Annotated in this window: 12 protein-coding genes; 7 read left to right on the forward strand and 5 right to left on the reverse strand. The window is 54.5% G+C overall.

From position 1 onward, the window contains the following. Nucleotides 1–26 precede the first annotated feature (26 nt). Entirely contained in the window at nt 27–248 is a 222-nt protein-coding gene (locus ACYVHX_RS12480; protein WP_460671977.1) for a hypothetical protein, read from the reverse strand. A gap of 146 nt (nt 249–394) precedes the next feature. On the opposite strand from ACYVHX_RS12480, the gene ACYVHX_RS12485 reads away from it, so the two are divergent. Further along, a complete protein-coding gene (locus ACYVHX_RS12485; RefSeq protein WP_460671978.1) occupies nt 395–985 on the forward strand; it encodes an RNA polymerase sigma factor in 591 nt (196 codons plus the stop codon). Here the strand turns inward: ACYVHX_RS12485 and ACYVHX_RS12490 are convergent. After that, nucleotides 960–4,259, reverse strand: a complete 3,300-nt coding sequence (locus ACYVHX_RS12490; RefSeq protein WP_460671979.1) for a VCBS repeat-containing protein — start codon at nt 4,257–4,259, stop codon at nt 960–962. The two genes, ACYVHX_RS12485 and ACYVHX_RS12490, sit on opposite strands and share 26 nt — an antisense overlap. Before the next feature lie 290 nt (nt 4,260–4,549). Between ACYVHX_RS12490 and ACYVHX_RS12495 the strand changes: the two genes are divergently transcribed. From ACYVHX_RS12495 to ACYVHX_RS12505, 3 genes are all read left to right on the forward strand, one after another. After that, nucleotides 4,550–5,647: a FecR family protein gene (locus ACYVHX_RS12495; protein ID WP_460671980.1), complete on the forward strand. Its 1,098-nt coding sequence runs from the start codon at nt 4,550–4,552 to the stop codon at nt 5,645–5,647. Between the two features lie 177 nt (nt 5,648–5,824). After that, entirely contained in the window at nt 5,825–9,208 is a 3,384-nt protein-coding gene (locus tag ACYVHX_RS12500) for a TonB-dependent receptor (RefSeq protein WP_460671981.1), read from the forward strand. 112 nt (nt 9,209–9,320) lie between these two features. Continuing rightward, nucleotides 9,321–10,790 carry a RagB/SusD family nutrient uptake outer membrane protein gene (locus ACYVHX_RS12505; protein WP_460671982.1) on the forward strand — a complete coding sequence of 490 codons (1,470 nt, stop codon included), beginning with the start codon at nt 9,321–9,323 and terminating at the stop codon, nt 10,788–10,790. Nucleotides 10,791–10,869: 79 nt separating this feature from the next. Here the strand turns inward: ACYVHX_RS12505 and ACYVHX_RS12510 are convergent, their stop codons facing one another. Then, nucleotides 10,870–11,811, reverse strand: coding sequence for a Vgb family protein (locus tag ACYVHX_RS12510; protein WP_460671983.1), 942 nt, complete (start codon nt 11,809–11,811; stop codon nt 10,870–10,872). 319 nt (nt 11,812–12,130) lie between these two features. On the opposite strand from ACYVHX_RS12510, the gene ACYVHX_RS12515 reads away from it, so the two are divergent. Next, nucleotides 12,131–13,771: an FAD-dependent oxidoreductase gene (locus tag ACYVHX_RS12515; RefSeq protein ID WP_460672047.1), complete on the forward strand. Its 1,641-nt coding sequence runs from the start codon at nt 12,131–12,133 to the stop codon at nt 13,769–13,771. Nucleotides 13,772–14,226: 455 nt separating this feature from the next. Here the strand turns inward: ACYVHX_RS12515 and ACYVHX_RS12520 are convergent, their stop codons facing one another. Continuing rightward, on the reverse strand, nt 14,227–15,075 hold the full coding sequence (locus ACYVHX_RS12520) for an SMP-30/gluconolactonase/LRE family protein (RefSeq protein ID WP_460671984.1): 849 nt from the start codon (nt 15,073–15,075) through the stop codon (nt 14,227–14,229). A 196-nt stretch (nt 15,076–15,271) separates the two neighbouring features. On the opposite strand from ACYVHX_RS12520, the gene ACYVHX_RS12525 reads away from it, so the two are divergent. Further along, entirely contained in the window at nt 15,272–16,723 is a 1,452-nt protein-coding gene (locus ACYVHX_RS12525) for a glycoside hydrolase family 32 protein (RefSeq protein WP_460671985.1), read from the forward strand. A 49-nt stretch (nt 16,724–16,772) separates the two neighbouring features. On the opposite strand, the gene ACYVHX_RS12530 is transcribed toward ACYVHX_RS12525, so the two are convergent. Further along, the gene (locus tag ACYVHX_RS12530) at nt 16,773–17,423 is read right to left on the reverse strand and encodes an HAD hydrolase-like protein (RefSeq protein WP_460671986.1); all 651 of its coding nucleotides are present in this window, start codon (nt 17,421–17,423) and stop codon (nt 16,773–16,775) included. Between the two features lie 905 nt (nt 17,424–18,328). Between ACYVHX_RS12530 and glgX the strand changes: the two genes are divergently transcribed. Then, nucleotides 18,329–20,458: a glycogen debranching protein GlgX gene (glgX, locus tag ACYVHX_RS12535; RefSeq protein ID WP_460671987.1), complete on the forward strand. Its 2,130-nt coding sequence runs from the start codon at nt 18,329–18,331 to the stop codon at nt 20,456–20,458. Nucleotides 20,459–20,624 lie beyond the last annotated feature (166 nt).

Genomic DNA, 20,624 nt, shown 5'->3' on the forward strand with positions numbered 1-20,624 from the left:
CCTGTCTCAGCGGGCACAGCGCTCATTCATCCCGGTTTTTCTTCCGTTCCGGCCGGTATGACTTTCCGCAACAACCGCCCGATGACAATTTTTGGGCCGCTGGAAAATTGAACCAGCATACTGCCATTTTTTCCCCGAATGCATTTTCCATCGGCGCGCCGGATTGCGGAACAGGGCTGCCCTTTTAGGTTTGGATCCGTCATTCGGTCGCCCAGATAGATGTATTCCATTCCAATCGCTGCTTCCATTGCTCCAAACTACAAAGTTCCTGGCATTTTGTCCCGGATTGTCGAATCAAACCCTTACCTTCGTTTCATTCCTAAACGCAATTTTTCCGTCCTGCTGCATCCTCTAAACAAGCCGCAGGTTCGCGAAAAAACGATCTTTTTGACACATGATGGATGCCAACCACCTCCTCTGGACGCAGGCCATTTCGGGCAATGCAGCCGCTTATGAGCGACTGGTTCGCCAGTTCTACCAGCCTTTGTTCCAGTACGGGTGTAAATTTTCCCGCAACCGGGAGCTCATCAAAGACTGTATTCAGGATGTTTTTCTGGAAGTCTGGCAAAAACGGGGTTCGCTGGATCACGAAATTCCACCTAAACCGTATCTGATGGCTTCGCTCCGGCGCCGGATGCACCGGGTCGCCCTGGCCAACCGACTGGTATTCAATTCTGTCGAGGGCCAGGCAGACGAGTCGTTCGAGGTTGAGTTTTCGGTCGAGGAAGCGTTCATTCGGGAAGAGTCCACCCGGCAAACCGCCAGCCAGTGCATCCGGCTTCTGCATTCTTTACCGAAACGCCAGCAGGAGGTGATCTACCTGAAGTATTTTCAGGAGCTAAATCGGGAGCAAATCGCGGAGGTGATGAATATTTCGCCCCAGTCGGTGTCCAATTTAATTCAACTGGCGCTGAAATGGCTCAAAAGCCGCCTGAAATCGGAGGTTATGCTGGTTCTGTTTATTTTTTTAATACACCTGATTTAACGGATCGCCGGAACACCTTCACCGGTGCGTTGTTCTGCGAAACCACCAGCCAGCGGCCGGTATTTCCCGCCAGCGAAATCACCGACCGGCAATCCCCATCGGCCACGAACCCGGTTTTGTCGTACGATTGCGGCCGAAAATTCCCTGTGCCATCCCCCAGTAATATGAGCCCGACCGACGCATCCTGCTGCCCCACCACCGGCTCAACATCGTACGCATTGCCCACCAAAACCACATCCGGATGACCGTCGTCGTTGGTATCCTCCACCAGCATGTCCTGCACGGGCGCCCACTGAGCCGCCCCGGGCAGCGGTGTGATCCGAAATTGCCCCTTGCCCCGGTTTTCAATGTACACGCTCTCCTGCCGATACGCCCGCTTTGTTTGGGCCGTGCGAATCTGCTCCGCACTCAGCACGTCCTTGAGTTCCGCGCGGGCATAATCGGCGTATAATTCAAATTTTTTGCGCATTGACGGCATCTGTTTCATCAACAAATCCCGCGGAGGTACGGGGTATTCACGGCCACCGAGGAAATAGGAAGAAACCGCATCCAGCGTTCCATTCTGGTCAAAATCAGCCGCGTAGACGCTCAACGGCTCCGCTGGCGAACAGCGATACCGGCTGTTCAAACCCGCGTTGCCCACCACTAAATCCAGATCGCCATCGTGGTCGAAGTCGCCACTTCTGATGCAGTTCCAAAAACCGTCCGACAGCGGAAAGGCCTCCTGTTTGACCAGCTTGCCCCGTTGATTTTTAAAAACCGTAATCGGCATCAACTCCCCCACCACGATCAGTTCCGGCCAGGCGTCGCCGTCGAGATCTGCCCAGATGGCATCGGTCACCATGCCGACGGTTTTCAGCTCCGGCGCCAGGCTGTGGGCCTCGTCCGTAAAATTTCCCCGATCATTCCGCAGCAAAAAACCCTCGCCCGGGAGCGGGTATTGACTGGGCACCAGCCGTCCACCCCGGAACACATCCAGATCACCGTCCCGGTCAAAATCCGCCACCCGAACGCAGGAACCGCTTCGTCTCAGCGTGGGCAGCCGATTCGGAGCCGGACTGAACCTGGCTTTGCCATCGTTCAGATACAAACGATCCTGTAAATACGCGGAGTGATCATCAAACTCATTTGAGCCGCTCACGATGTACAAATCCGCATCACCGTCGCCATCGGCATCGAAAAATACCGCGCCCGTGTCCTCCTCCTGCTTGGGTTTTGATTCATCAGTATAGGACTGCGACCGAAAACCGCTGGCCGTCTGAATGAACAGCTTTCCGTATTGGCCGTAAGCCCCGCCGACAAAAAAATCTGCCAACCCGTCGCCGTTGAGGTCGCCAGCCGCCAGCTTCGGCCCCAGGTGTGAAAATTTATGCGGCAGCAAAACTTCCGTGCTGTAATCCATAAACGGCTCTTCCCGGTGCACAAAATCGACGCCACTTTTGGTGCCGACCTCCGTAAAAAACCGCTGATCGACCGCTGCCGGTGGTTTTGAATAGGATTTGGCCTTCTCATGATTCAAGGTCAGCCGCTGATTCGCCGGAACGTTTCGCCGGACTTCCCGATTACCATCCGGCCAGATCACTTCCAATGAATCAATGCGTTGGTGCGCACCCAGTCCAAAATGCAGCCGGTAGTCCACCGATGACGCGTACCCCCGTGTTACGGCCTGGGCTTGCGTTTGTCGCTGCCCCGCCGTAAAAACCGTAACCAGGCTCCCCAAACCATTCGTGTTCGTTTCCGAGCCGTTCAGCCCAACCGTCAGGTAGTTGGTTTTCAGGGCGGTATTTCGAAGGATAAACGCTTCTTCATTGATGTTATTCACGACCAGGTCCAGGTCACCGTCGTTGTCCAGATCGGCATAGGCAGCGCCGTTCGAGAGGGAGGTTTTGTCCCCAAACCAGGAAGCCGTCGCATCTTCGAACGTCAGGTCGCCCCGGTTCCGGTAAAAGAAATTAACGTTGTTCCAGGACGGCATTTTAGCGGCCCGCTCAATGGTCGAGCGTCGGAAATCCGCCTGTGAATGACCCAATTGCCAGAAATTGACGTTGTAGGCCACAAAATCCAGGTCGGTGATGTCGCGTAGGTAGCCATTGGTAATAAACAGATCTTTGTGCCCGTCATTGTCCAGATCGGCGAACAGGGGCGCCCAACTCCAGTCGGTTGCGTGGATACCCGCCAGTTGCCCGATTTCGGAAAAAAGAACCTGCCCCGCCGGCGTTTTTCCCTGATTGACGTGCAGCATATTGCGCATGTACTGGGGTTCGTAACCCGCCCGCAATTCCATGGCAAACTGCTCGAAATGTCCCGCGCCGGTCATTTTTTTACGCTGCCGGTTTTCGGCGGGCAGCATGTCGAGCGTCATCACATCGGGCCGACCGTCGTTGTTCACATCGGCTACATTGTTGCCCATCGAAAACCGGCTCTGGTGTTTAAAATACGCACCGCTTGACTCGCTGAATGAGCCGTCGCGGTTGTTGATGTAGAGGTAATCGTTGTTCAGGAAGTCGTTGGAGATGTACAGATCCTCCCAGCCGTCGTCGTTCAGATCCGCCACCGCAAGCCCCAGACCCAGCCCATCGTGCCGAATTCCGGCCGCCTGACTCACATCCGTAAAAGTGCCATTGCCATTGTTCCGGTACAATTTGTCGGGCGAAAAACCGCTCCCGTCCTGCACCGCCGGTTCGATTTTATTGGGGTTCTGTACCAGCCCGGTCGTTGTCAGCAGATACGCATCCAGATCGCCGTCCTTGTCGTAATCAAAAAAAGCCGCCTGGGTGGTGTAGGTGGTATCGGCCAGACCGTAGGCTGCGGCCCGTTCCGTAAACCGGAAATTTCCCTGGTTAATATACAACTGGTTAGCGCGTTCCACTCCTTTGTAATTCCCGGCTTTGCAGACGTAAATATCCAGCAACCCGTCGGCATTGATATCAACCATCGTCACGCCGACCGACCAGCCCCGGGGCTGAATCCCGGCGGTTTTCGTTACGTCTTCAAAGGTCAGGCCTCCCCGGTTGACGTAGATTTTATCGCCCGACTGATTGCCGGCGAAATACAAATCGGGCAGGTTGTCATTGTTCAGATCGCCCACCGCTACGCCCGCACCGTTGTACACCAGATGGTAATCAAACAGATTGTGTTGCTCGTCTTCGATCAGCGAGTTTTGAAAGTGAACGCCGGTTTCACTTGACGGCATCCGGGTAAATAATTTATCGTCGGCAGAGTCGCAACTCCACAGGCACAGCAGCAGGCTGAACAGCGAGAAAATGGCTTTCATAAAAATTGGCCGGCGGTTTAGGCAGGATGCGTGCGGGCTTTCGTTCCCTACTAGACAAAACCGGATCCCACATACCCGTCCGTTCCCCAAAAATCCCTGCAAGCCCGAAAACTCACCAAACCTGAAGGGCTTACTTCTGGATAACCCCGGACTGCATCCCGGGCCTTGGAAGCGGCCCCCTGAGATCTGGTGATCAGGAGGTCGAAAAAGAAACCAACTTTTTTTTGAATAAATTATAGTATCCCGGCCCAAACCCGGTCTATCACCCTTTGAAACGGCCACGCAATCCGATGCAACAATACCTTTCGTACACTGTTGAGCAATTCGTCTGGGACAATCTTTTCCGGGACTGGGTACTGCACCCGACTCCCGCAACCGATTCCGCCTGGCAGCAATGGCTGGCCCAAAATCCGGAGAAAACCGCCGTCGTTCAACAGGCCCGCGAGCTGGTGCTGGCCTTGCAGGTACGCGAACCCGAACTGACACCCGCCGAATGGGGTGCTTCCGTCCGGCAGATTGTCGCCCGGGCTACCGGCGATGAGCCCGCGATCCGGACGCGTGGTTCGGACTGGTTTGGACCATACCGCTGGCTGGCCGCGGCCGCTTCCGTGGCCCTGCTGCTGGGGCTTGGCTGGTGGTTGAGGTCCGCAGAGGAGCCGGTTTTGGGTCAAAAAATGGCGGTGCACATGCCCGTTAAAACCGGGTTTACGGAGCGGAGGAACACGACGCAAAAACCCCTGCTGGTGACCCTCGGCGACGGCAGTGTGGTGGTGTTGCAGCCCAAAAGTTCGCTCCGTTTTCCGGCGGTTTTCGAAGCGAAGAAACGGGAAGTTCACCTGGTCGGCGATGCCTTTTTCGAAGTTCACAAAGACCCGCAACGGCCTTTTCTGGTGCTCACCGACGAAATCGTGACGAAGGTGCTGGGGACCAGTTTCTCCGTGCGCGCTTTCCAGAACGAACGGGGCATTTCGGTTAAAGTCAAAACCGGGCAGGTGGCGGTTTTTCACCGTTCCGGTCTGGCCCCCGATTCGGATTCCCAAAGCGGGAAGGTTGTCCTGAAAGCCCGGCAGCAGGTGGAATATTCCCGGGAGAAAGCCCGGATGACCAAAAGCACGCTGGTCGTGCCGACGGCCACCAGAAGCGACCCGGTTTTTTTCCGTTTCGAATTTGACGACACGCCCTTGCCGGTGGTGCTGGAAACCCTGGGCAACGCGTACGGAAGTACGATTCAGTATGACAAAAACCAGCTCAAAGATTGCCCCCTGACGGCCCGGTTTTCGGATCAGTCGCTGCATGAAATGCTCCAGTTCATCTGTACGGCCCTTAACGGCAGTTACACCATGCAGGATGGCCAGTTGATGCTGGATGTGAAAGGATGTAATGATTAAAAAAAAGGTCATTCATGCTGCTACATGAATGACCGGAGTGCCCCCGTGTTGGACGAACCTGGGATCCGGTTTTTGCCGGATACGGGGATGATTTTGCCGAACCTTTATTTTCTAACAAAACCCTTCAAATGTATGAAAGAAATTTTTTTCTACCGAACCCTCTCTTTGCGGTTGCTTATGCGTGTTGGACTTTTACCTGTATTTTTGATGATCTGGGCGGTGGGAACGGCTTTCGCGCTCGACAGTAAAGCCCAGGATCTGCTGACCCGGAAAGTGACGCTGCGGGCCAAACAACTGGAAATCAAGCGGGTGCTTCGGCAAATCGAGCAGCAGACCGATGTTCAGTTTGTGTACAGTTCCCGGCTTATTCCGTCGCGGCAGAAAATTACGTATGAGGTCACCAGCCAGAATCTGGATAAAGTACTGGATGAATTGCTGAAACCACTGGGCGCAGGCTACGAAGTTTCGGGCAAGACCATCATTCTCCGCAAAGAAAACGCCGATGCGCCCGGCACCGGTTTTATACCCACACCTGCGCCAACTGAAACCCCCGTGGATCAAACCGTTGCCGGGAAAGTGACCGACGAAAAAGGCGAAGGGTTGCCGGGGGTCAGCGTGCTCATCAAAGGCACCAGCCGGGGCACCACCACCGACGTCGAAGGCGCGTACCGACTAGTGGTACCCGATCAGAATGCCACGCTGGTGTTCAGCTACGTGGGATATGCTTCGCAGGAACTGGTCGTTGGCGGACGCACCACCATTGATCTTACGCTGTCGGTCAGCGATAAATCCCTGGACGAAGTCGTCGTGGTGGGGTATGGCGAACAAAAGAAAAGCAATGTGACCGGTTCGATTGTGTCGGTGAAAGCGTCGGACATTTCGAAAGTACAATCCCCAAGCTTCGACAACGCCTTGCAGGGCAAGGTTCCGGGTGTTTACGTGACCACCAACGGCGGTCAGCCGGGGGGCGGCATCAGCGTCCGGATTCGCGGAGTGGGGGCCATCAACAACAGCAACCCGCTGTACATCGTCGACGGCGTGCAGATCGGCGGCAGTGACAGCGAAAACTCCAACCCGCTAGCGACGATCAACACCAACGACATCGAATCCATTGATATTCTGAAAGATGCGGCTTCGACCGCCATCTACGGAACCCGGGCCGCCAATGGGGTGGTGCTGATCACGACCAAACGCGGCAACTCCGGCGCACCCCGGCTGAGCGTGAGCAGTTACTACGGCATTCAGAATCCGACCCGCCGGCTGCCAGACCCGCTGAACGCGACGCAGTTTGGCCAGAACATGAACGCGGCATTTGTCGCAGCCGGACAACCGGCGCCGTTTGCCGACCCGAACACGCTGGGCGCAGGCACCAACTGGATCGACGCCATGATGCAGACCGGACGGATTCAGGAACACCAGTTTTCGATTGCGGGGGGCGGGGCCAAAAACAAGTATTTCGTCTCAGCCAATTATTTCAACAACGACGGCATGATGATCCGGACCTGGTTTGAACGGATGTCGGTGCGGGTCAATACCGACAACCAGATTTCCGATAAGGTTAAAATCGGTAACAGTCTATCCATTGCCCGGATCAACCGGCGCGACAATGGCGCGGGAAACCGGCAGTTCATCGGCGGGGTTTTCACCAACATTTACCAGACGCTGCCCACCATGCCGGTTTACAATGACGACGGCAGCTTTGCCGGTCCGACCGACAGCCGGTTTGAGCGCCCCTCAAACCCGGTTTTTGACCAGCTTCGTCCGAAAATCGACAACGAAGATTACACCCTGATTGGCAACTTATACGCCGAATATCAGCCCATCAAACGCCTGGTTTTCCGGACTAGCTTCTCGGGCAACGTCGGAACGGGTTCTTCGTATTCGTTTAATCCCATCTGGACTTCCGGTTTGCTCAACTCGGCGGGTCTGTCTTCCCTGAACGCCGGTTCTTCGATGGGTCGCACCTGGATCTGGGAAAACACCCTGACCTACACGCATGATTTTGGCAAGCACAACCTGAATTTTCTGCTGGGAACAACCGCGCTGGATTCCAAATACCGCTCCGCCAACCAGAGTGCTTCCTTCGATACGGATGCGTTTCAGGAAATCACTAGCCAGGGCGCCAAGTCTCTGAATACCAACACCAATTCGGGCGAAGAGTCGCTGGCATCGGTTTTTGGCCGGGTGGCTTACAGCTACGCCGACCGGTATTTGCTGACGCTGAATCTCCGCCAGGATGGTTCATCCAAGTTCGGAGCCAATAAAAAATACGGGGTGTTTCCGTCCATTTCCGGGGGCTGGCGCGTTTCAGAGGAATCGTTTTTTCCCAAGAACGCGATTGTCAGTGACCTGAAACTCCGGGCGGGCTGGGGTCAGGTGGGTTCGGACGCCATCGGAAACTTCATGTATCTGGCGCGCGTCGGCAGCGGTTTTAACTACGCCTTCGGCAACCAGACCGGGCAGTCGTCGATTGGGGCCGCCCTGAGCGACCTCGGCAATCCGGACATCAAATGGGAAACCGTCACGGAATACAACATCGGGCTGGAATCGGGCCTGTTCAACAACCGCCTGAGCTTTTCTGCCGAATATTTCAACCGCACCCGCACGGACATGCTGCTGACCTTGATTCTGCCCGGCGTTTCCGGTTTACAGTCGACTGTGCGCAACGTCGGCAGCCTGACCAACAAAGGCGTGGAACTGAATCTGGGCTACCGGAACTCGGAGGGCGCCATCCGCTACAACCTGAGCGGCAACCTGACGACCTACAACAACAAAGTGGTCTCGCTGGGGGGCAGCACGGACATCATCGGCCTGACCTATCCGGGTTCGGGCGGGATCACGATTATCCGGGAAGGTCAGCCGCTGGGCGTTTATTACGGCCTGATTTCGGAGGGCCTTTTCCAGACGCCCGCCGAAGTGACAGCCGCCAACGCCATCGACGGCAACGAAGCCACGCCCTACCAGGCCGCCGGAACAGCCGCCGGGGATTTCCGGTACAAAGACCTGAACGGCGATGGCAAAATTGACGAGTCCGACAAAACCATCATCGGCAACCCGACGCCCGCCTTCACCTACGGTTTTGGCGGGGATGCCAGCTACAAGAATTTCGACCTGAGCCTCCAGTTTTTCGGCGTGAGCGGCAACGACATTCTGAACCTGAATCGCACCAGCCTGGAAAGCTCCGGGCGCGCCTGGAACAAAATTGAAACCGTTACCGGCGCCTGGAGCGGACCGGGAACCAGCAACAGCATTCCGCGCCCCATCCTGTCGGACCCCAACCTGAACAGCCGTGTCGCCAGCCACCTTGTGGAAAACGGCTCGTACCTGCGTCTGAAAAACATTCAGTTAGGCTACACCATCACGGGTGCCGGACTGAAAAAACTGGGTGTCAGCTCCGCGCGGGTGTACCTGGCCGTTCAGAATGCGTTCGTGCTGACCAAATTCAGCGGGGTTGATCCGGAAGTGGGGCTCGACGACAACAACAGCGCCCGGGCCGGGATTTACAACGACCTGTATCCGCAGGCCCGTACCTCGTCGCTCGGTATCAAACTTGATTTTTAAGGGGAGACCCAGGAAAAAAGGCAGGTGACAAACGAAAACCGGTTTCGTCCTCCCTTTTCCTTCACTCCGGCTCTTTGTCTGAAAAACAACCAACTCAAAATCTGAAGAAATCATGAAATACAGCATACTCGCGCTCCTGCTGACCACCGTTCTGGTGTTCGGCTGTAAAGAAGAATTTATCACCAAGGAATTCAAAAACGGCGTAGCCGAATCCAATTTTTTCAAGGACGCTAAGGATGTAGAGCAATCGCTGACGGCGGTTTACGACGTCATCGGGCAGAAAGGCCTGTACCGCGAAGCGGTTATCGTGCTGGGGAGCTGCCCTTCCGACGATATTGATGAGAAAACCGGCGATACCGGCGATTACGGTTTTCACTTCAAAAACGCCAGTGATTTCCGCTGGTTCCCCGACAATCCGTTTTCGCGGGCCCGCTGGTACGACGCCTACAAAGGGATTTTCCGGGCCAACACCTTTCTGGAAAAAGTGCCGCCGGTCAACATGGACGAGACGCTGAAAAAGCAGTATCTGGCCGAAGCAAAATTTTTGCGGGCGCTGTATTACTGGAACCTGACGATCACCTTCGGCGACATTCCGTTTTTCACCAAAGTGCTCACGCAGCCCGAATACGCCGATCTGGCCCGCAGCCCGCAGGCCACGGTTTACAAGCAGATTGAAGACGACCTGAAAGCCGCTATTCCGGACCTGCCGGTGACCGCCAGCAATCCGGTGGGCCGCGTTACGAAGGGGGCCGCGCAGGGTTTTCTGGGCCGGGTGTACCTCTACCAGAAAAAATGGCAGGAATCCGCCGAAGCCTCGCAGCAGGTGGTGGCGCTGGGCCAGTACCGGCTGGTTCCCAACTACATTTCCATGTTCAACGGCAAAGCCGATAACAGCCCGGAATCGCTGATGGATTTTCAATCGGTGGGCTTCGCGCCGAATTACTGGGACGGCGGTTCCGAAAATTCAATTGCGGCCATGTGGAGTCCGACGATTGGCTGGGCCAACTGGTATACGCCCAGCGAAGAATCCAAGCAATTGTTTGCGCCGGGTGACATTCGCCGGAAATCCGTCCTGATTGCCGGGGCCACCCCCGCCGACTCCATCGACGTTGACGGAAACGGACCCAAGGTGTTTCCGACCCTGCCGATGCGCACGCAGTATTTCAACAACGCCAACGTCCGGAAATTTCTGCCCGAAGGAAAAATCATGGCGCAGGTGGATAACTTCGACGTAAACTACCCGATTATCCGGTATGCGGAGGTGTTGCTCAATCAGGCGGAAGCCCTCAACGAACTGGGTCGCTCCGCCGACGCGCTAAAACCGCTCAACGACGTACGGGCGCGGGCCCGACTGGCCGCCCTGACCCAAACGGCCCAGGCCAGCCTGCGAACGCTGATCCAGAACGAGCGCCGGGTTGAGCTCGTCTACGAAGGACACCGGTTTTATGACCTGGCCCGCTGGGGGCAACTCGAAGAAAAGCTCAAGAAGAAAGGTTTTGTGAAAGGGCAGCACGAATTCTGGCCGGTGCCGACGGCAGAACTGGATCTGATGAAAAACCTGACGCAGTACCCGGCGAAATAAAACCGCCTATTTCGGTACCCGCGGATTGAAAACCGTCTCCCAACTACGAATGCCGTGGTTGGGAGACGGTTTTTTTAAATTAGGGAATCATTACCCGCGAAATGGTGAACGGCAGCACCGGGGGCGTTGGGCCCATCCGGCGGTTCAACTGACCGTTTACAACCAGGAAATAAGGCCCTGCTTTGGCCATCGTGGTATTGAACAGCAGATTTTCACCAAAACCGGCGCCCACTTCACCCTGCAAATAATCGCTGCTCAGCGTCACCGGAAAAATCTGGTTGACGGCATTCCGCGACACGTACAGTTTGTTGTTCTCGAGCCAGAGGCCATCCCCCGCCGGAACCGGCGTATTCAGCTGGATTTCGGCAATCTCTTTCGTCGCCCGGTCGATCCGGTACAATTTCCCGGATGAGGACACCACCACGATCAGGTACTTGCCGTCGGCGGTTTTTTCAATGCCGTTGGCGTTCACCCCCGAAACATACGGAATCTGTTGATTGGTGAACGTCAGCCACCGCTCGATGTCGCCGGGCTGGGCCGCAGCCACGCTGGTCCGGTAAATCTGCTGGTTCTGTGAGTCCGTGAAGTACACGTAGTTTTCATCCAGAATACAGTCGTTGATAAAACCGGTGGCTGAAAAGGAAGTCAGGTCCCAGTTCTTGAGCAACGAACCGTCGGGATTCAGCACCTGAATTTTGTTCTGCGTGCCTCCGCACACCCACAGCCGCCCCAACTGATCGAGTTTCAGGCCATTGCAGGTCGGGCGGTTTTGCGCAGCGCCGGACGCGAACAAACTCGTTTCCCCGGTTTGCACATTGACCCGCACGATATCCCCGTTGCCGATGCTGCCGGTGTAAAAAACGCCCAGATGCGCGTCGTAGGCAATGCCTTCCGGAAAAAACCGCTCACCCGGAATGGGGTAGCTCTCCAGTTTTACGTCAATTGGAGCGACGATGTGGTCTTTCAGGCAGGCGCTACAGACGGCCAGAAGCAAAAAAATTACAGTGAAAGAACGATACATACGTTGTGGAGTTAGTGGTACATGCTATTGCTAACCGTTACCGGGCAAAACCGTTTAACGCCAGCGGCACTTCCTTATTGACTGGGCAAATCGGTTTCACGGCCCGATCACGGGCGCAACCGGCCGCCGACACTTTTATATTCGAAAAACAACCCCCAAAGGACAGAAATGACCCAAATCGAAAAGTAGCTGCGGCCTTCCTTCGCCTTTACTGCGGTACATCCTATCGCCAAACCCAACGCAATTTTTCGATTGTATGACCTCTTTCAAACCGTTTGCTCTCCTTTCCGTTTTCCGATTGAATTTCCACCGGACCACGATGATCGGGTTGATCGTCACGCTCGCGCTTTTTTCGGGATTCCATCCAACCAACAAACCCACCGCCGTCCGGAAAGCGGATGTGATTATCTACGGCGGAACTTCGGCGGCTGTAACGGCGGCCGTGCAGGTCAAAAAAATGGGCAAATCGGTCCTCATCGTGTGTCCCGACAAACACCTGGGCGGTTTGTCGTCGGGCGGTCTGGGGTTTACCGATACGGGCAACAAACAGGTCATCGGTGGTTTGTCGCGCGAATTTTACCAACGGCTTTACCAGCACTACCAAAAAGACGAATCCTGGACGGGGCAGAAGCGGTCGGAATACGGCAACAAAGGCCAGGGCACACCGGCCCTCGACGGGGCCAACCGGACGATGTGGATTTTTGAACCCCACGCGGCTGAGCAGGTTTTTGAAGATTTCGTGAAGGAAAACAAGCTGACCGTGTATCGGGACGAATGGCTGGATCGCTCGGCGAAGGGTGTGCAGAAACAGAACGGGGCCATCCGCTCCTTCCGCACCCTGAGCGGGACGGTTTACGAAGGCAAAGTGTTTATCGACGCGACCTACGAAGGGGATTTGATGGCGGCTGCGGGCGTTCGTTACCACGTTGGCCGGGAAGCCAACAGCGTTTACAACGAAACGCACAACGGCGTGCAGGTGGGCGTTTTTCAGCACGGCCATTACTTTAAAAAACCGGTCAGCCCGTATAAAATTGCGGACGATCCCAAGAGTGGTTTGCTGCCCGAAATCTCGGCCGATGAACCGGGTCCGAACGGCTCCGGCGACCACAAAATCCAGGCGTATTGCTTCCGGATGTGCCTGAGCAATCACCCCGAAAACCGGGTGCCATTTCCCAAACCGGAAGGCTACGATCCGGCCCGCTACGAGTTGCTGGCCCGGGTGTTTGCCACTGGCTGGCGCGAAACTTTCGACAAATACGACCCGATTCCGAACCGAAAAACCGACACCAACAACCACGGCCCGTTCAGCACCGATTACATTGGCAAAAATTACGATTATCCCGACGCCACTTACGAACGCCGGAAGGAAATCATCCGCGACCACGAACGCTACCAGAAAGGGCTGCTTTACTTTATGCAGAACGACCCGAAAATCCCCGCCGATGTTCACGAAGCCATGCAGCAGTGGGGCTTGCCGAAAGATGAATTTACCGACAATGGCGGCTGGCCTCACCAGCTGTATATCCGGGAAGCGCGCCGGATGCTGGGCGAATTTGTGATGAAGGAAGCCGACGCCCTGGGCAAAACCGTAGTCCCGAATCCGGTGGGTATGGGGTCGTACGCGCTGGACGCGCACAATTCGCAGCGGTTTGTGAAAAAAGACGGTTTTGTGCAGAACGAAGGCGACATCGGTGTGCATCCCGACAAACCGTATTCGATTGCTTACGGCTCGATTATCCCCAAAGCCAGCGAATGCACGAACCTGCTGGTCCCGGTTTGCGTCTCAAGTTCGCACATTGCCTACGGATCGATTCGGATGGAGCCGGTTTTCATGATTCTGGGGCAATCAGCCGCCACCGCTGCCGTGCTGGCCATTCAGGGTAAGACAACCGTTCAGAAGGTGCCCTATCCCAAACTTCAGGCGGTTTTGCTGAAAGACGGCCAGCGGCTGACGCTGTAATAGTACTGCCTTCTCCTCCCCTTATATCTCCGGGAGACCAAAATGCCTTCCTGTTAACTCCAAAAAAAGCACCGCGTCAACGCGGTGCTTTTTTTGTACTGGCCCGATTCGGAAAGAAAGCACCCAAAAACCGCCCTGATTTTACCTTTTCCGGACGCCTGCCAGAATAGGAAATGCATTCGGACTCAACGTGACTGCATTTTTTAACGGTTCAGCGGTATTCGAGACCCGAAAAAAGAATCATCCAACCTGTTCCAACCTTCGGCGGAAGAAACAAACCTAAACCGCTACGACCGGGTGCACGAGATTTAAAAATGCAATTCTAAATAAATAATGATGAACTCGTAATGTAAAAGTTTTTTTCACTCCGGCACGTTTACAGGTGGAGTTCATCATCGCTCTGCCGACCCGGTTTACAGCTAGAATTTCCTTTAATTTCAACAGCTTCCGGATTCCTATTTTAGCGAATACGCCTTGACGGAATTGTGGAAAAACGTTGGAACGAACAGCATCTTGGTTTTTGGATTGTAACCAATATCGGCCGAGTTGATCTTTTCTTTGGACGTATCCATTTTCAATTCGGTGGAGCCATCCGGTTTGATGTGCCAGACTTTCCCGCCCCACTCGGTCACCACGTACTGCTTGTTGCCCAGGGCGACAATGCCGTCAATACCGCCCATGCCTTTGGCGACGGTGCCAAGTTGTTTCGTCGCCGGATTCAGGGTCAGCAGCGAGCCGTCGCCGTTACCGATCAACACCTGATCATTTTCAAAAAGCAGGCCATTGGGGCCTTTCAGCGGAGCGCCGGCCAGCACCAGACTGGTTTTGCCCTGATCCAGTACCCAGACTTTGCTGTCGCCCGAATCGGTAATGTACACCAGCCCTTTCTTCGGATCAACGGCAATGTCATTGAGGAACTTGGCGCCTTCAACGGGATAGCGGTTCAGGATTTTGCCCGTTGCGAGGTCGATTTCCGCCACCTGCTGCATCTCGGTTACATACAACTTGTTGCCCAGAATGCCCATTCCTTTCGTGGAATTGAGGTTCTCGGTAAATTTGAGTTGGATCACCTTGCCATCCAGACCTACTTTGGCCAGGTAGCTGCCTTTGTTCTCCAGGGACGGGCCGCCATTGATGCAGGCGACGTACAACACATTTTTTCCGGGATCGAACAGGACACATTCGGGGGTCCGAAGGGTGGAATCGCTTTCCCAGACCGGTTTCAGATTGATGGACTGCGCCAGACCAGCGTGGTCGATGCTGGACAGAAGGGCGAAGAATCCGATGACGAATAATTTTCTCATGGATAAATGGAGTAAAATTGAGGATGTCGGTCGGCCGCCGGTCTCCCGGGCGACGCGCGGCCAATGTAGGCAATTTCCCGTTCATTCTGGCGAATTTCGGCCTGGCCTTTCAACTTTCAAGCAGAATTCCTATCCTTATGCGTCCGTTTTTACCGTAGTAAACCGCTGGCTCTTCGGAGCTTAATCTTCACCCTTCATGGAACATTCCCACCCGGTTTTTGAACCCTACCGTCCGCGCTTTCATTTTTCACCCCAGGCCCAGTGGATGAACGACCCCAACGGGCTGGTTTTCTTTAATGGAACGTATCACCTGTTTTTTCAGTATCACCCCCATGGCACCACCTGGGGGCCCATGCACTGGGGACACGCCACCAGCCAGGATCTGGTTCTGTGGCAGGAACTACCCGTCGCGCTGTTCCCGGACGAGCTGGGTTGGATTTTTTCGGGCAGTGCGGTGGTGGATGCGAACAACACGAGCGGTTTTGGTCAGAACGGGCAGGTTCCGCTGGTAGCCATTTTTACGCACCACCACCCAAAACTGGAAGAAATGAAATCGGATCGGCATCAATACCAGAGTCTGGCTTACAGCCTGGACGAAGGCAAAACGTGGACGAAATACGCGGGCAACCCGGTTTTGCCCAATCCGGGAATCGCCGATTTTCGCGACCCGAAAGTGCGCTGGTACGAACCGCACCAAAAATGGGTAATGGCGCTGGCGGTCAAAGATCGAATTGCGTTTTACTCCTCCCCCGACCTGAAATCCTGGTCGATGGAAAGCGAATTTGGCAGCGATCGGGGCGCGCACGGGGGCGTTTGGGAATGTCCGGATCTGCTGCCGTTCCGGCACGGTGGCCGGGAGGTCTGGGTACTGCTGGTCAGCATTAATCCCGGCGGGCCCAACGGCGGTTCGGCTACGCAGTATTTTGTGGGTGATTTTGACGGAAAGACGTTTACGCCGGATTCGGCTGATATCCGGTGGCTGGATGACGGACCGGATAATTATGCCGGTGTGACCTTTGCCAATACCGGCGAGCGAACGATCCTGATGGGCTGGATGAACAACTGGCAATACGCCAATCAGGTGCCCACAACGCTCTGGCGTGGGGCTGCTACCGTTCCACGTGAGCTGGGTCTGACCGAAAAAAACCGGCAGTTGTTTTTGACGTCAACGCCCGTTTCCGAACTGGATACGCTGAATGGCCAACGGATTTCGCTGCAAAACCTGAGCATTCAGGCTCGGCTCCCGGTGGAAGTGCCGCTCAAAAATAAAACCGGTTTATGGAAGCTGGAATTGACGGCACCCGCCGACCGTGATTTTGCCATTGTCCTCAGCAACCAGCAGGAAAATGAGCTTGTGATTGGTTACGAAAAAGCGGCCAACAGGTTCTACATTGACCGTAGCCGCGCGGGAAAAACCGGGTTTGAGCCCGGTTTCGGCAAACGGCTCACGGCCCCGCGCCTTTCGCCCGAAGCCAGTCTGTCTATGACTTTGCTGATTGATGTGGCTTCGGTGGAATTGTTTGCCGACAACGGGCTGACGGCGATGACGGCGATTTTTTTTCCGGAGTCGGTGATGACCAGGCTGCTCCTAAGCGCTTCCGAGAATATGTCCATTCCCAGCCTGACCTATACCGAACTTAATCCCTAGCGGTTTTGAAACCGGATGCGGTTGGTTGCGCAACTGGTTTTTTAAACGCCTATCCGCGCGTCGGCTGACTGTCGGAAAGAACGCGCCGGATAATGTCATTAACCGTCTGAAAAAGAACAATACCGGGGTGCGCTTGCAGGGCATCGACCCGCGTGTAGCCCCAGGCAACGGCCCCGAAGGCCAGTGCTTCCGCCTGGGCGGCTTCAATGTCCCGGATTTCGTCGCCGACACACAGGATATCGGCGGATCGAAAACCGGTTTTCTGAATGAGTTTCCGAAATTTCGCCCGTTTGCCAAAAACCGAGGTGCCGCATCCATAATATGAGATCAGGGCGGCATTTTGCGCGCCCAGCACCCGCCGGATGTTCTCCTCAGAGTTGGAGCTCACAATGGCCAGTTGCACTCCCTGAGCCGACAACTGCTGCAACAATTCAGAAATACCGTCGAACAGCTTGATCTGATCAATGTCCCGGGTCATCATTTTGATAAAGGAATTAGCCACAAACGGCATTTTCCAGGCTGGCATGCCGGCCAGTTTCATCATCTGACGGACATGCATGCCCCGCAGTTCATCCACGTCTTCGGGATTGACACGCCGGAAATGGTACGTTTCCGCCAGGATGTTCAGGGTCTTCAGAAAATACGGAAAGGAGTCCGCCAGTGTGCCGTCGAAATCAAAAATGACCAGTTTGTAATTCATGATTCATCAATTATTCGGTCGGGGTTCTTCACCAAAGTCAAGATGTTGTACTTAAACTCTGGCTACCTATTCGAAAATTTAGAAATAATTCAGCTGATGAAATCTTCGTTCAAAAATAGCATTGGCGGATAGTATTCCGGCCTAATAATTTTAAGGAATCCTTTTAGCCCCTATTAAGCTGGCAGGCTAATTAGCGTAAGCGCCGGAGTTCGGAAATGCCAAATCCACCATATTTCTTCCACTCCGGCGCACCGGTTCCTAATGTAGTGGCGGGGCGGCCCGTGCCATAACCTCACTAAATCCATTTTAGGGCATACTTTCGCAATGGCTACCCCCGTTTCTCTTGTTTGAAGGCAAACACAATGGCATGGGCCACCCCACTGGACCTCGGTGAATTTTCGGCCTGCCACCGCGGGCCTTTTTCATGCCAATTGCCTTTATGGTTAAGGTACGAAATACAAAATTTGTCCGCTTCCTTTATTTTTCAATGTCCACTTTTCAGAGCCAAGGTCATTTTATGAACCTCCCCATCCGGCTTACTGGACGATAGTCGGGTCTGTACGATTAGTCGATTATATTTAGGAAACGCGGAACAATGAGAGGCTTTTTTTATACTTGACGACCGAACTCAATCGCCCAGGATGGAGCGCCAATGAGAACCCTCCGGCAGTTTATCGAAGCTGGCCGCCCGGTATCCTCTAGAGACTCAGCAAGTGGTGGCAATCTAATTTAGGAAAAGGCTTTAAGATTCCTCTCCAAAGGTTAAGGGTAGAACCGAAGTGGGCGCAATAATTAAGCTCAGTTTACACAAAACCGGAAGAATGGTAGTTAAGGTGTATATTCTTGTACTAAGAAAGGGAAAATACAACGATTCGTCCACTCCTATCTACAACATTTTGAAAATTATGAACGCCAGCATTTCCCGCCCCGAAACCGAAAACACCATCAAGACCAGACCGGGCATGAATTATCCCCGAGGAGCCCATTTTGATGGTAAAGGGGTCAACTTTGCCCTCTTCAGCGAAAATGCTACGGCGGTTTTTCTTTGCCTCTATGATTTTGATAATCCCCGGCAGGAAATCCATCGGATTCCCCTCGTTGAACGGACTGAGCTGATTTGGCATATTTATGTGGAAGGTGTTAAACCCGGACAGTTGTACGGCTACCGCGTTGAGGGGCCGCACGACCCGACCAGTGGACATTATTTCAACACCGCTAAATTATTGCTGGATCCGTATGCCCGAGCGATTCACGCACCCATTGAGCATGACAACACCTATTTAGGATACGATTTTACCAGCTTGGCTGACAACCGGTATCTGACGCCCAACTTTATGGATAGTGGCCCGGTGGCCCCAAAAAGCGTAGTTATTGATCCGGCTTTCGATTGGCAGGACGACGCGCCACCAACTATCCCCTTCCACAAGTCCGTCATTTATGAACTTCACGTCAAAGGTTTCACCGAGCAAAACCCGGCCATTCCTGATCAGATTCGGGGATCCTACGCGGCTTTAGCCCATCCTGAGAGCATTGCCCACTTAAAAAAACTGGGCGTTACGGCCATTGAGCTGATGCCGGTCCACCAGTTTACGGGCGAAAGCTACTGGGGCTACAATTCCATCGGTTTTTTTGCTCCCCATAATGGCTACGCTTCCGGGGGGATGCGGGGGGAGCAGGTTACCGAATTTAAGCAAATGGTGAAAGCCCTCCACCAAGCGGGCCTTGAGGTGATTTTGGATGTAGTGTATAATCACACCGCCGAGGGAAACCGCTTTGGTCCCACCCTGATGTTTAAGGGAATCGACAGCCGAACGTACTACCGGCAGGTTGAGTCGCAACCGGAATATTACCGGGATTACACGGGCACGGGCAATACGCTTGATTTGACCCATCCCCGGGTTTTGCAATGGGTGATGGACAGCCTGCGGTACTGGGTGAGCGAGATGCACGTGGATGGCTTTCGATTTGATCTGGCCACGGCCCTGGCCCGTGATGAGGCCGAAGCGGGCCGGGTATCTTCTTTTTTAGATACTGTGGCGCAGGATCCCATTCTGGCCCGGGTTAAACTGATTGCCGAACCCTGGGATATTCAGGCCTACCAGGTCGGTCATTTTCCGGTTCGCTGGGCGGAATGGAACGGCAAGTTCCGCGACTGCGTGCGGGCGTTTTGGAAAGGCGATGAAGGTAATGCCCATGAAATGACCTACCGGTTGCTGGGGAGCCCGGACCTGTATGGCAACGATGGGCGCTCGCCCGTACACAGCATCAATCTGGTGACGGCCCACGATGGCTTTACCCTGCACGATCTGGTGAGCTATAACCACAAACACAATCAGGCCAATGGCGAAGATAACCGCGATGGTCACAATCATAACCTGAGCTGGAACCACGGTGTGGAAGGGCCCACTGACGATCCGGCGATTCTTGCCCTGCGGGAGCGTCAAGTGCGTAATTTCCTGACAACGTTGCTGCTCAGTCAGGGAGTGCCCATGTTGCTGATGGGCGATGAGGTGGGTCGCACCCAACGGGGCAACAACAATGCTTACTGTCAGGACAATCCGATCAGTTGGATGAACTGGCAGTGGAACGAGCGGCAGCAGGCCTTGTTTGAGTTCACCACCCAACTGATCGCCCTTCGGCAGCAGGTCCCGTTGCTGCATCGTCGTAAATTTTACCACGCAGATGAAATGGTCTGGCTGCGTACGGACGGGTTACCGATGACCCCGGCCGATTTTGACAATCCGCATACGCGGTGCCTTGGACTACTCATGGATGGAGCAAAGGTAAACGAACACGACAAGGATGGTTCTCTCATTGGAAGGCAAGATGATAAACCCGAGTTACTGCTTTGGCTACTGAATGCCTATTGGGAAGAACTTTCTTTTCATCTCCCCCAGACGGTTTTTGCCAGCTGGGAATTACTCGTCGACACCGGGCAGGGACAGATCAAACCAGGTCAGCTCCTCATTCCTGGAGGAAGTCGATATGAGATACCGGCTCGATCCTCAATCCTGCTCCGGGGACACTACGAATGAAGAAACCGCTGCCACAAGTGGGGCGGTTTTCTGACGGGTGACGGTTGATCGTCTTTCACTATTTTCATCGGATCAGCCGTCCGTTAACTGGTCGTTCGCATCTTAAGCCCTAACTTTTCCAGGTCCGGCCATTCATTCGCGCGGCAAACCGGGGTCTTTCCCGGCA

The sequence above is a fragment of the Larkinella ripae genome, from assembly GCF_054780775.1.

What these genes read in the sequence shown, in the direction of transcription:
- ACYVHX_RS12500 (WP_460671981.1), top strand. Translation starts at nt 5,825, where the DNA reads ATGCGTGTTGGACTTTTACCTGTATTTTTGATGATCTGGGCGGTGGGA.
- ACYVHX_RS12505 (WP_460671982.1), top strand. Translation starts at nt 9,321, where the DNA reads ATGAAATACAGCATACTCGCGCTCCTGCTGACCACCGTTCTGGTGTTC.
- ACYVHX_RS12480 (WP_460671977.1), bottom strand. Translation starts at nt 248, where the DNA reads ATGGAAGCAGCGATTGGAATGGAATACATCTATCTGGGCGACCGAATG.
- ACYVHX_RS12530 (WP_460671986.1), bottom strand. Translation starts at nt 17,423, where the DNA reads ATGAATTACAAACTGGTCATTTTTGATTTCGACGGCACACTGGCGGAC.
- ACYVHX_RS12495 (WP_460671980.1), top strand. Translation starts at nt 4,550, where the DNA reads ATGCAACAATACCTTTCGTACACTGTTGAGCAATTCGTCTGGGACAAT.
- ACYVHX_RS12485 (WP_460671978.1), top strand. Translation starts at nt 395, where the DNA reads ATGATGGATGCCAACCACCTCCTCTGGACGCAGGCCATTTCGGGCAAT.
- ACYVHX_RS12510 (WP_460671983.1), bottom strand. Translation starts at nt 11,811, where the DNA reads ATGTATCGTTCTTTCACTGTAATTTTTTTGCTTCTGGCCGTCTGTAGC.
- ACYVHX_RS12525 (WP_460671985.1), top strand. Translation starts at nt 15,272, where the DNA reads ATGGAACATTCCCACCCGGTTTTTGAACCCTACCGTCCGCGCTTTCAT.
- glgX (WP_460671987.1), top strand. Translation starts at nt 18,329, where the DNA reads ATGAACGCCAGCATTTCCCGCCCCGAAACCGAAAACACCATCAAGACC.
- ACYVHX_RS12515 (WP_460672047.1), top strand. Translation starts at nt 12,131, where the DNA reads ATGATCGGGTTGATCGTCACGCTCGCGCTTTTTTCGGGATTCCATCCA.
- ACYVHX_RS12490 (WP_460671979.1), bottom strand. Translation starts at nt 4,259, where the DNA reads ATGAAAGCCATTTTCTCGCTGTTCAGCCTGCTGCTGTGCCTGTGGAGT.
- ACYVHX_RS12520 (WP_460671984.1), bottom strand. Translation starts at nt 15,075, where the DNA reads ATGAGAAAATTATTCGTCATCGGATTCTTCGCCCTTCTGTCCAGCATC.